This is a genomic window from Bradyrhizobium sp. HKCCYLS3070, from assembly GCF_051167575.1.
GTDB lineage: Bacteria > Pseudomonadota > Alphaproteobacteria > Rhizobiales > Xanthobacteraceae > Bradyrhizobium.
In genome coordinates this window covers 1258285-1270217 of record NZ_JBNPTI010000001.1, presented here as the reverse complement: position 1 = coordinate 1270217, position 11933 = coordinate 1258285, and the positions used below count along the sequence as shown (strand labels likewise).

9 protein-coding genes and 1 pseudogene are annotated in these 11933 nt (G+C 62.3%); 4 read left to right on the top strand and 6 right to left on the bottom strand.

The window, feature by feature from the left end:
• The first annotated feature begins 54 nt into the window (after positions 1-54).
• A complete protein-coding gene (locus tag ACQR03_RS05875; RefSeq protein ID WP_315751595.1) occupies positions 55-1287 on the top strand; it encodes a GGDEF domain-containing protein in 1233 nt (410 codons plus the stop codon).
• Between the two features lie 50 nt (positions 1288-1337).
• Here the strand turns inward: ACQR03_RS05875 and ACQR03_RS05870 are convergent.
• Together ACQR03_RS05870 and opgC are read right to left on the bottom strand one after the other, a co-directional pair.
• Positions 1338-1469: pseudogene (locus ACQR03_RS05870) on the bottom strand (IS3 family transposase); the annotation flags it as partial.
• A 408-nt stretch (positions 1470-1877) separates the two neighbouring features.
• Positions 1878-3251, bottom strand: coding sequence for an OpgC domain-containing protein (opgC, locus tag ACQR03_RS05865; protein WP_315751596.1), 1374 nt, complete (start codon positions 3249-3251; stop codon positions 1878-1880).
• A gap of 581 nt (positions 3252-3832) precedes the next feature.
• Between opgC and ACQR03_RS05860 the strand changes: the two genes are divergently transcribed.
• A complete protein-coding gene (locus tag ACQR03_RS05860) occupies positions 3833-4495 on the top strand; it encodes a response regulator transcription factor (RefSeq protein WP_315751597.1) in 663 nt (220 codons plus the stop codon).
• Here the strand turns inward: ACQR03_RS05860 and ACQR03_RS05855 are convergent.
• Complete coding sequence (locus ACQR03_RS05855; protein ID WP_315751598.1) at positions 4490-6604, bottom strand: MASE1 domain-containing protein; 2115 nt, start codon at positions 6602-6604, stop codon at positions 4490-4492. The two genes, ACQR03_RS05860 and ACQR03_RS05855, sit on opposite strands and share 6 nt — an antisense overlap.
• A 341-nt stretch (positions 6605-6945) precedes the next feature.
• Between ACQR03_RS05855 and ACQR03_RS05850 the strand changes: the two genes are divergently transcribed.
• Positions 6946-7239: a hypothetical protein gene (locus ACQR03_RS05850; protein ID WP_315751599.1), complete on the top strand. Its 294-nt coding sequence runs from the start codon at positions 6946-6948 to the stop codon at positions 7237-7239.
• Between the two features lie 86 nt (positions 7240-7325).
• On the opposite strand, the gene ACQR03_RS05845 is transcribed toward ACQR03_RS05850, so the two are convergent.
• Positions 7326-7472 (bottom strand): DUF2283 domain-containing protein, encoded by a 147-nt coding sequence (locus tag ACQR03_RS05845; protein WP_410051202.1) that lies wholly within the window; start codon positions 7470-7472, stop codon positions 7326-7328.
• Positions 7473-7747: 275 nt separating this feature from the next.
• Here ACQR03_RS05845 and ACQR03_RS05840 point away from each other — a divergent pair, with 275 nt between their 5' ends.
• Positions 7748-7969 carry a hypothetical protein gene (locus ACQR03_RS05840; protein ID WP_315751600.1) on the top strand — a complete coding sequence of 74 codons (222 nt, stop codon included), beginning with the start codon at positions 7748-7750 and terminating at the stop codon, positions 7967-7969.
• Positions 7970-7981: 12 nt separating this feature from the next.
• Here the strand turns inward: ACQR03_RS05840 and mfd are convergent, their stop codons facing one another.
• On the bottom strand, positions 7982-11497 hold the full coding sequence (gene mfd, locus ACQR03_RS05835) for a transcription-repair coupling factor (protein ID WP_434841042.1): 3516 nt from the start codon (positions 11495-11497) through the stop codon (positions 7982-7984).
• Positions 11497-11784, bottom strand: coding sequence for a succinate dehydrogenase assembly factor 2 (locus ACQR03_RS05830; protein ID WP_315751602.1), 288 nt, complete (start codon positions 11782-11784; stop codon positions 11497-11499). The genes mfd and ACQR03_RS05830 overlap by 1 nt, the downstream gene beginning before the upstream one ends.
• Positions 11785-11933 lie beyond the last annotated feature (149 nt).

Genomic DNA, 11933 nt, shown 5'->3' with positions numbered 1-11933 from the left:
AACGGGAGGGACCTAGGATCGCGATGTAACGTCAGCGTATCCTGAGTTCCCTGGATGTCCCCACAAGGCCCGCTTCTCATCGTCTCCTCGTCCACGCGGCCTTCGCTGAGTGCGGCCCTCGCGGTGGCGCAAATTCTCCCCTCCGTCGAGACGCGCTGGGCTGATGCGATCAGCATGATGTCCAAGGTTCAGCCGGCCGCGGTCGTTGCCGTCGTCGAGGATGCTGATGCAACCGAGCTTGCGGCGTTCTCGCGTCATGTCGGCGCGCGCAAGCCGTACGTGCCGCTGATCGCCATCGCACCCGGTGGCGCTGTCCTGCCCGACCACGCCATTCCCTTGCATGGCAGCGACAATCACGAGCGGCTGCTGGCGCGGCTGCGCGCGGCGTTGCGCGTCCGCACGCTGCACACCACCGTGCTGCGCCGTCTCAATGAGAAGAAAGCACCCGACGCCACATTGCCGGAAACAGATCCGCTCGATGACGCGACCGTGCTGCTGCTCGGCCGCGGCAGCTCCCTGCCCGGCCTGTCGGTCGCGCTCGGCGAACGCATGGCGGTCGTCGGCGCGCTGAGCATCGAAGCCGCCGCCAAACATCTGTCGAGCCGCGACATCGACGGCATCGTGCTCGGCGAAGGGTTTTCGCCGCGCGTGGTCGATGCGTTCCTCGCGGTGCTCGCCGAGGACACCCGCTTCCGCAACCTTGCCGTCGTCGTCACTGCCAACCAGCCGGCGCCGCTGCAGGAACTCGCCAATCTCGAGATCATCGCCGGCGCTCCCGCGCACATCGCGGCCAGCGCGCTGCCCTTGATCCGCCAGCACGCCTTCGAAGCGCGCCTCAACCGCACGCTGCGCGCCATCGAAGCCGGCGGCATGCTCGACCCGCAGACCGGCCTGCTCACCCGTAACGCTTTTGCGCGCGACTTTGCCACCGCCGTCAGTCAGACCCAGAAGAGCGGCGGCAGCCTAGCGGTGGCCCGCTTCGCCTTCGATCCGGTCAATCCGCGCGCCCAGTATGACGGCGCCCGCATCATCAGCCGCCTGATGCGACGGATGGATTTCGGCACCCACGAGGACAACGGCTCCGTCGTCGTCGTGTTCGCCGAGACGGATCTGCGCTCGGCCCACGCCATCGCCCGCCGCCTCTCCAGCGTGATGCGCCAAACCTCGCACGGCAAACGCGACACGCGCACGGAGCCTTCGGTCACTGTCGCCGCGCTGCAGCCGGGCGACACCGCGCGCACCTTGCTGGCCCGCGTCTACGGCGAGGCGCAACGCGCGGCTTCATAGAACGTTGCCTGCGTCACGGGCGTCATTGCGAGTGACCTGCCACCGAAGTTTCATCCAGGAGCATTTAGAGTCCTGTTGGGTTTTACGCCGAGTGGCGCGGGTGCAGCAACGGGCGATTGGCGGAGCTGGTGGGGGTTGCGCATCCGATCGCCCGTTGCGGTGAGGTTGGCCGCATAGGCCGCAAACTCCTAGGGGCAGGTCACTACAACAAAGCATATAACGTCAGATCTGAGCCCTTCGTCTGGACCAAGAAAAAGGCCCGGCAACGCCGCTTCAAAGACCGCCGTATCACCGAGCTATGATTCCGGGTACCAGGTCCGCTTGCGCACGCCAGTTGAAACGGTCTCGTGTGCACGCACATGGGTGCAGATCGTGATAACGAGCGCAAGCCGGCTGCACTGCCAGTCAGCGCCGAGCGCGGAGCTAGTGGGTGACGTCACGTTGACCGACAATAATGCCGCTACGCTGGCAAACATCACGCACGCCGCGATCAGCACCGCTCCCTTGTGGGTCCTTGGGTGGGAAATCATGGCCTTGGCTCCTGTACGATGGCCGGAAGAAGAAAGGGCAGGCTCCACAGTCCTTGTGAACTAATTCACGACCTGACCCACAGTTTTCGCTGGTGGCCCGAAGGCGTGCGCGATTGCTGGCGCTGGATCAGCGCCGCAGCCGGACTCGCGCACCGGAGCAAACAGCATCTTTGTTCGGCCACCTCGTCGGCCCGAGGCGGGCGGCGTGGACGGAATGTCAACGCCGAGCGCCTTGGCTGTCTTGAGATTGACGACCAGCTCAAACCTGGTTGTCTGCTCGACGGGCTTCGCGTCCGGCTGCTGCCTCGGCTTGATCTTGATCAAGTTCAGCAGCGTCGCCGCCACGATCATCACCAGGACGCCGCCAACACTGAGCGCGATCTGCATCGTCAGCCCCTCCGAGATGCCGAGCAGCGCCAGGCGGCTGGCGAACGTCAGCAGAACGCCGAGGCAGTAGATTGGCAGCGAGTTCTGGCCACAGAGAACGGCGCCGCGCATCACCGCCGTCGTCAGCCCTCGCCAATTGCGAGGCACTAACCATACCACCAAAACCGCAAGGGCCAAGAAATGCAGCAGTCGCAATGGATCGAGATTAGATTTGTCCATCGGGTAAAGCAGCGTCAGCAGCGCCTGCGGGACCAGCGCTTCCAGCGGTTTGATGCTCCAGCTCAATGCGATGATGAGGCTGAACACCAGATAGAGAGCGGCAGCCACAAGCGCGGTGCGTGAGGTCACCCATGGCCGGGCTCTCTTGTCTTCGATCATCCACCACACGCCAAGCACGACCAGCAGCTGCCAAGCCAGCGGATTGAAGGCCCAGTGGCCGTTCGGCCATGCCGGGATGGTCCATCCGAAGACGTGCACCAGTGCGTAAAGCAACAGCGACGCGCCGAGCGTTGCGTTCGGCGCTCGCAGCAGCAGCCACAGCAGCGGCGCGAACAAAAGGTGATAAAGCACGAAGAGCGGCAAGACGTCGGTGTTGACGGGGCAGTATTGCAGGATCGCCGCGTGCGCGAGCGTCACGCCCGGCTGTTCCAACAGAATGCGCGTATTGCTCTCGTCGGCAAGATGGCCGCCGCCTGCGAGGTGAACCATGATGGCGCAGGCGAGCGTGAGCAGCAGAAATGCGACATAAATATCCCAGCTTCGCCACAGCGTCCGGCCGATCACGCCGGTCCACCCCCCGCAGCGCCATGCCTTGCCGTAGGCCAACGCGCAGGTTACGCCCGACACGAACATGAACACTTCCGCGGCATCGCTGAAGCCGTAGTTCCGCAGTGTCAGCCAGCTCCCGATGTTGTTGGGGACATGATCAAGAAAGATGCACCAGAGCGCGATGCCGCGGCAGGCATCAATGCGCAAATCGCGGCCGTAGCCTTTCAGCTCCGGCAACGCGCCTACCGATGGCTTCAGGTCGGCAGTTCGATCATGCATCTGATTGCCCCGTCCGGCGTACGAGCACGCTTCAAGAGGGACCGAATTTGACAGAAAGTCACCGCCGCGCTGCCGGATCGTGACAACGCCGCAATCTAGATTTGCTTCACGCCGACCCCGGCCACCAAAGCTATTACGATAATGATCATATGGCGGCTGGCGGCGCTTGGTAGAACCTGCTGGCGCGTGAGGCTGTCCGTTTGACGATCATCGTTCAAACGGCAGAGCGCGTAAATCAGCCGGAGGTCCACAGAGAGAGGTTCCTAGGTCCTATGATCAAGGTACCGTACAGATCTCGGCATCAATCACCTTTGCCTACAGGCGAAGGAGACCCTGAGTCCCACGACTTTCGTGGTCCGTACTCGCGCTCCTACCGTGCGGTGACTACAATTACACCACACAACGGCATTCGGCTCCTACCTTGAGTGCCCGGCGGCGAACCGCTGGTTGGGCCAAGGATGATGGTGGATAGACGGTATCGAGAGCCAGTCTTCCGCCAGCTTCTTCCTCGCCAAAGACCCGAAGGTGGGTGTATGTTTTTTGAGTTGGATCTCCGTGCAATGGGATGACGGAGAGCTTTTATGAAAGTTCTTATTGTCGACGACCATGCATTAATCCGCGAGGCGTTGCACGCTGTCGTGAAACAACTGAAGCGAGACTCCGTCATTTTTGAAGCTTCGAACGGCCGTGAGGCAGTGCACATAGTCGAGGAACATCCTGACATCAGCCTCATTTTGCTTGATATCAATTTGCCTGATCGAGATGGCTTCTCTGTCCTCCGCGAACTGCGTGACCGCTATGCGACCATTGCTATCGTCATTCTCTCGTCCTCGGATGATCAAGATACAGTCAAGCGTGCCTTCAAACTTGGCGCTCTGGGTTTCATCCCGAAAACTACCGAACGTGAGGTCATGCTCAACGCCATCAAGTTAGTGTTCTCTGGCGGCATTTACATTCCCTCGGAGATACTTGAGGAACCAACGTCTCCGCGGCCTGCAAATAAGCTAGCGACGCGGGACTCTCCCAAGGGTCTCGGGTTGACCGATCGGCAGATTGAAGTGCTTGCGCTCCTGATGAAGGGAAAAAGCAACAAGATCATTGCCAAGACCCTCGATATGGCCGTGCCGACCGTGAAGAACCACATCACGGTCGTTCTCAAGGCACTCAATGTAACGAGTCGCACCGAGGCAGTAATAGAAGTAGGAAAAATGGGCTGGGACTTGTCGCCGAAATCTGATTCATAACGCCGCCCCGGTGTCTCTCCTATCGCCTTGATCCCTCAAGAACTCGTGCATGACAGCGCGGAGCCGCATTGGGTCGACAGGTTTGTGCAGCAAAATGTACCCTCTGTCCTTAGCGTCACGTAATGGTTCGGGTGCCGTATCGCCGCTGGTGAGGATAGCTGGAATTGACGAGCCAAACGCCGCACTAATTTGTTCAATTGCTCGGATACCGGTCTTTCCGCTGGCAAGATGATAGTCCGAGATTATAAGATCGAGGCGTTGTTGGCGCTCAGCCAGTCGGATGAGCGCAGCTTCGTCGGATCCGGCGGTAAGGACGGAGTATCCCCATTTGCCAAGCAATCCGCCCGTCTCCTCTCGCACAATTGGAGCATCGGCAATAACAAGAATTACCTTACCTTCGACCGCTGCGGGGCGAGGTGAGTCGACGGGCTCAGTGGACCTGACGCATTTATCGGCCATCGGAATCAGGATTGAGAATCGCGAACCTCGGCCCACAGTCGAAGCTAAGTCGACTTGATGGTTGAGAAGTACGCGAAGCCTGTCGACAATAGCCAGGCCGAGCCCCAGGCCGCCGTACCGGTTCCGTTCTGGGCCGGGTAGTTGAAAAAACTCGCCAAAGATATTCTGCTTCTGATCCTCAGGAATGCCGGGACCGCTATCCCATACTTCGATACGCAACATTTCACCGCGCCGACGACATCCGACGATGATCCCGCCCCGTGACGTATAGCGCACAGCATTGGATACCAGATTGAGCAGTATGCGTTCGAGCAGCATGGCGTCGCTCCGCACCCAGGCGTCACTTCGCCGAACGCGTAGACGCAAGCCTTTTTCTCGCGTTGCCTGATCAAACGTAGTCTCAATTGTTTGCAACAGGCGCGCGATCGGGAATTCGGTAATTTTGGGTGTAAGGATTCCAGCATCGAGCCTGGAAATATCCAGGAGCGAGTTGAACATTTCATCCATTTCTTTGCGCGTTGCATCGATCCGCTCGATCGTCTTTGTCCTTTCCCCCGATTTGAGCGGCGTGCGCAGCTGTGCAACGAACAGGCCTAGTGCATGTAATGGCTGCCGCAAATCATGGCTTGCCATGGCAAGAAAGCGCGATTTGGCTGCATTGGCGAGCTCCAGCTCTTGCGTACGCTCAGCGACCTTCCGTTCGAGTTCCATCTGCGCGTGGCGCAGACTTTCCTCCGCTTTCTTGCGCACCTCGACGTCGGCGCTCAGTAGCAAGCTTGGAACGGCAATACTGATCAAAAACATCAATACCAGCAGGAATGAAACGTTGAGATCCACGGTCGTGAAGGGGCCGCCGCCCGTGAGCGTCCCCCAAATCGTGATCCCCGCAAGCACCAGCGCAACCGTTGCGGTGTCACGTGGACCGCAGCGCAGCGCCGCCCACAACATTGGCAGGATCGCGAGAAAACCCAGTGGATTTCGGCTCGGCGTTTGCTCGATCAGGGGGCTGAAAGCAATGAGTCCAACAGCCGCCGCTGTTGCGAGGACGCCGACCGTCTCCAAGAATTCCTTGCGGTTGAAAGCATGGTAGGGGCTTGATGCCCAAAGCACGATAACGGGGGCAATGACCAGCGCGCCGGTCACATCTCCCAGCCACCATGTGACCCAGGCGTTTGCGAAATTCGTCCGTTCGATGTACCCGGCGGTTGCCAGGCTGGACAGTCCAATGCTGGCGCTGATCGGTGTCGCGATCACGAGGCAAATCAGGGTAAACTTCGCGACAGAATATGGCGTCGAAAACGTATTACATCCGCTCGACCATCGATTGATTAGGTAAGCGCCAACAACCGCTTCAAGAGAGTTACCGGTCGCAATCGCAATCGCGGTGGCAACCGAGCCGGCGGTCGTCGCATTGGCGATCACCGCCGCCGTGAAAATTGCGGGCCAAGTCCGATATCCCCACAACAGCACCGCCGCCAGCGCGACACCTGTCGGTGGCCAAATTGGCGTTGCACTGGGATGAATAGAGGCGAGAGCAAGGCCACCTTTTGCCAGGGCGAAATAGATCAGTCCAATTGCGACCAGACCGCCGGCATAGCTAATGCCTCGGCGGAAATTTATCTCCGGCGATAGTGATCGTGGATCGGACATCGTCGATGCCTGAACTAGGCAGTTGGATCGCCCCCCACAACTGACCTTTGATCTTCTTGAAGATCTGCGAAACTGATCTCGTTGATAAAAATCTGTGAAACATTAATCCTCTTTAGGGACTCGTGCGACCATCTCAAGGTTGCACACGCGTTCGAGCCGGACTTAGCTAGCGCTCGCATGATGCCGATACCGGCGAGCATCGCAGGCCCGCCCTGTTCTGCAACTGACCTGCCACCGAAGTTTCATCCGGTAGGATTTAGAGTCCTGTTTGACGCCGAGTGGCGCGGGTGCAGCAACGGGCGATTGGCGGAGCTGGTCGGGGTTGCGCCGCCGATCGCCCGTTGCGGGGAGGTTGGCGGCTGAAGAATGGCGGCGGCCTTGCCGTCGCGCGCTTCGCCTTCGATCACTTCGACCCCCGCGCCCAATATGACGGCGGGCGCATCATCAGCCGGCTGATGCGCCGGATGGATTTCGGGACCCACGAGGACAACGGCTCGGTCGTGGTCGTGTTCGCCGAGACCGATCTGCGTTCGGCCATGCGATCGTGCGGCGGCTGTCGAGCCGTGATGCGCCATACCTCGCATGGCAAGCGCAACGCGCGCATGGAGACGGCGGTGACCGTCGCCGCGCTGTAGCAGGGCGACACCGCACGCACGCTGCTGGCCCGGGTCTATGGCGAGCCGCAGCGCGCGGCGTCGTGAAGCCCACTAGTAAGCCTGCCTCAGGCAAGCACTTCAATTCCGATGAGCCGCCCATCCGCATCGAGATCCAGGATTATGTCGGCGCCAACGTATGAAAGAAGGTCAGACAATGGTACTTGCCTGGCAGAGCACCCCTTCGTTCCTGACCCGGGATGCTCAGGCAACATCAGATACGCCACGTTCGGATCGTCTGCACTAACGCGAAGTGCGATGTTACGTTGCGTCATCGACATCTCCCAAGCAGGCGCATCAATGTCCGTAAGGTGGGTACACGCGCATGCACGATCTCGCCATATGTGAGCGCAAGACGGCGCCGTGCCCGCGATCCCAAGAAATTAGCCGAGCGTACCATAAATTGTAAGGGATCGCTTCCAGCAAGTCCAAGACACGGCGTGTGCGCGTGGCTCGCATATCCTGACTTCGGTCGTCAGATCTCATCGGCTTGGCCACGATCTCAACCGAACACTGGCATCTTCAGATCGCGCATTTGCCCCACTCGTCTGATGCTATCACCCTTCGTTCGGGGGCGTCTGACGAAGCGAAGGATGGCGCGATGCAGAACAGACAATCTCGCGATCAGACCGACTGGATCAGCGTGATCGCGATCGTCTCAGTCTTCACGATCGCCAGCCTTGCGTTGCATTTCGGCTGGATGCTTCGCTAACGCTCCATTCCGCTACGCCGCCTTCTTCTTCTCCGCGAGCTCCGCCAGCTCCTTCAGAATATCCGTGGTCCCGGCCAGCCGCTCTTCCGGAGTCTCCCAGACCTGCAGGAACACGACCTTCATGTCCGGGCGCACCTTGGCGGCCTGGCCGTGGCGCTTGATGAAGGCGACGAGGCGCTCCGGATAGGCAAAACTGTTGTCGCGGAAGGCGATGACGGCGCCCTTCGGGCCGGCATCGACCTTCTCGACATTGGCGCGGCGGCAGTAGTTCTTGATCGCGGCGACCTTGAACAGATAGCGCGTCTCGTCCGGCAGCTTGCCGAAGCGGTCGCGCAGCTCGGCGGCGAAATTCTCGATCTCCTCGTCGGTCTCGAGATCGGCGAGCCGGCGGTACAGCGACAGCCGCACGGAGAGGTCGGAGACGTAGTCCTCGGGGATCAGCACGGGCATGCCGATCGTGATCTGCGGCGACCAGCGGTCGACCGTCGGCTCGGTGATGCCGGCCTTGAGGTTCTCGATCGCCTCCTCCAGCATCGACTGATAGAGCTCGAAGCCGACCTCCCTGATGTGGCCGGACTGTTCGTCGCCCAGCAGATTGCCGGCGCCGCGGATGTCGAGGTCGTGGCTGGCGAGCTGGAAGCCGGCCCCCAGCGTCTCCAGCGACTGCAGCACGCCCAGGCGCTTTTCGGCCAGTGGGCTGATCTTGTGCGTCGACGGCAGGGTGAACAGCGCATAAGCGCGCAGCTTGGAGCGGCCGACGCGGCCGCGCAGCTGATAGAGCTGGGCAAGGCCGAACATGTCGGCACGGTGTACGATCAGCGTGTTGGCGCGGGGAATGTCGAGGCCGGATTCGACGATCGTGGTCGACAGCAGGATGTCGAACTTGCCGTCGTAGAACGCCCCGATGATGTCCTCGATCACGGTCGGCGCCATCTGGCCGTGCGCGACGGCGACCTTCATCTCCGGCACGGTCTTGTCGAGGAACTCCTTGACCTCGGCGAGATCGTCGATGCGCGGCACCACGTAGAACGCCTGGCCACCGCGATAGCGCTCGCGTAAGAGCGCCTCGCGGATCATCACGGGATCATGCGGCGCGACGAAGGTGCGAACGGCGAGACGATCGACTGGCGGCGAGGCGATGATCGACAACTCGCGCACACCGGTGAGTGCGAGCTGCAAGGTGCGCGGGATCGGCGTTGCCGACAGGGTCAGCACATGCACCTCGGCGCGCAGCTGCTTGAGCCGCTCCTTGTGGCTGACGCCGAAATGCTGCTCCTCGTCGACGATGACGAGGCCGAGATCGCGGAACTTGATCGCCTTGCCGAGCAGCGCGTGGGTGCCGACGACGATGTCGACCGAGCCGTCGGCGAGGCCCTTCTTGACCTGATTGAGCTCCTTGGTGCTGACCAGCCGCGACGCCTGTGCGACGTTGACCGGAAAGCCCTTGAAGCGCTCAGCGAAAGTCTTTGCATGCTGGCGCGCGAGCAGCGTGGTCGGCACGACGACTGCGACCTGCTTGCCGTCGAGCGCGACCGCGAACGCGGCCCGCAACGCCACCTCGGTCTTGCCGAAACCGACGTCGCCGCAGACCAGCCGGTCCATCGGCCGTCCCGCTTCGAGATCGGCGAGCGTCGCCTGGATCGCGGCGAGCTGGTCCTCGGTCTCGTCATAGGGGAAGCGCGCGCAGAACTCGTCATAGAGGCCGGCCTGCACCGGCAGCTTCGGCGCCTCGTGCAGCATGCGTTCGGCGGCGATCTTGATCAGCTCGCCGGCCATCTCGCGGATTCGGTTCTTGAGCTTGGCCTTGCGTGTTTGCCAGCCGGAGCCGCCGAGCTTGTCGAGCTCGACATTGGTCTGGTCGGAACCGTAGCGCGACAACAGCTCGATGTTCTCGACCGGCAGATACAGCTTCGTTTCGCCGGCGTAGCGCAGCTCGAGACAGTCATGCGGCGCGCCGGCGACCTCGAGCGTCTGCAGCCCGACGAAGCGGCCGATGCCGTGATCGACATGAACGACGATGTCGCCGATCGCGAGGCTCGTCACCTCCGAGATGAAATTGTCGAGCTTGCGGCTCGCCCGGCGCGGCCGCACCAGGCGGTCGCCGAGAATGTCCTGCTCGGAGATGACCGCGATCTGATCGGTCTCGAAGCCGGTCTCGAGACCGAGCACCGCGAGCATGGTCTCGTTGCGCGGCGTCGCCTGCACCACGCGCCAGGTGTTGACGCTGGTGACATGGATCAGCTTGTGATCCTTCAGCATGCTCGCCATGCGGTCGCGCGAGCCTTCGCTCCACAGCGCGATCACGACCTTCTTGCGCACCGATTGCAGCGCTTGCACGTGCGCCACCACGGCCTCGAATACGTTGACGGCGGAATCGTTGCGCTCGGGCGCGAAGTTGCGGCCCTGTCGCGCGCCGATGTCGACGACGTTGGCGCTCTCCGGCACCGCGAACGGAGTGACACGCGCCAGCGGGACGGCGGCGAGCCGCTCGGCCCATTCGGAGGACGTCAGATAGAGGCGGTCGACCGTCAGCGGCTTGTAGATCGCCCCGCCGCCGGGATGCTCCATCGCCTCGCGGCGCGCGTCGTAATAATCGATGATCTGCTTGAAGCGCTCGCGCGCGGCATCCTCGCCCTGCGGCTCGATCACGATGGGTGTGTTCGGCAGATAGTCGAACAAGGTCTCCATCTTGTCGTGGAACAGCGGCAGCCAGTGTTCCATGCCCGGATAGCGGCGGCCTTCGCTGACGGCCTCGTACAGCGCATCGTCGCGCTCCGGCGCGCCGAACTCGGCGACATAGCCCATGCGGAAGCGGCGGATGGTGTCGGTGACGAGCTGGAATTCGGAAACGGGCACGAGGTCGAGCGAGCGCATGTCGAGCAGGGTTCGCTGGGTCTCGGCGTCGAAGGTGCGGATCGATTCCAGGCTATCGCCGAAAAAGTCGAAGCGCACGGGCTGGTCGAGGCCGGCCGGGAACAGGTCGAGGATGCCGCCACGCACGGCATATTCGCCGCTTTCGCGGACGGTCGACGAGCGGTGGTAGCCATTGTGCTCAAGCCAGGCGATCACCGAATCCATCGGCACGACATGGCCCGGAGCGACCGACAGCGCCTGCCCCGCCATGGTGTCGCGCGAGGGGACGCGCTGCACGATGGCGTTGACGGTGGTCAGCACGATCAGCGGCTTGTCGCTGCCGGCGAGGCGCGACAGCCGTGCGAGCGTGGTGACGCGCTGGGCCAGGATGCCGCCATGTGGCGAGACGCGGTCATAGGGCTGGCAGTCCCAGGCCGGGAACTGCATCACCGGCAGATCCGGCGCGAAGAAGTCGAGCGCTCGCGCCAGCTGCTGCATCCGGTTGCCGTCGCGGCAGACCACGGCGAGGCTCACCGCCGGCGGCTTCGGCTTGGCCGCGATGGCGCGCGCGAGGTCGGAGACAACGAGGCCTTCGGCGCCTTCCGCGACGTTGGCGAGCGTGAGCGCGCGCCCCGGCGCGAGATGCTCGGCGGGCGACTTGACCGGGCTCTTCATCAATCGGCGCCCACCGCGCGGAACGCCTTGATGCGCTCGAACAGCGCCGGAGTCTGCTCCGGCGGCAGCGGCCGGGCGCCGGTGACCGCGGCATAGAAGTCCGGGTCGGGGACTTCGAGCAGTTGCTCGAGCTCGGCCAGCTCGCCTTCGCTGAGGGCGCCGATCTCGGCGTCGGCAAAGCGGCCGAGGATCAGATCCATCTCGCGGGTGCCGCGATGCCAGCAGCGGAACAGGAGCCGCTTGCGGCGGTCGTCAAGGCCTTGGCTCGATCGGGTCGTTCCGGTCATCGCGACATCCTGCTGTTCAACGCCAAAAGCCCGGACGGTGCCGGGCGCGGTTGATATAGCGGTGCACAGCGCCCCTGTCAGCCCCTCTCGGGCTGCAGAACCGGCATGCCCGGCACCTCGAACCTGAGAAAAAGACGTGGATGTCTCGG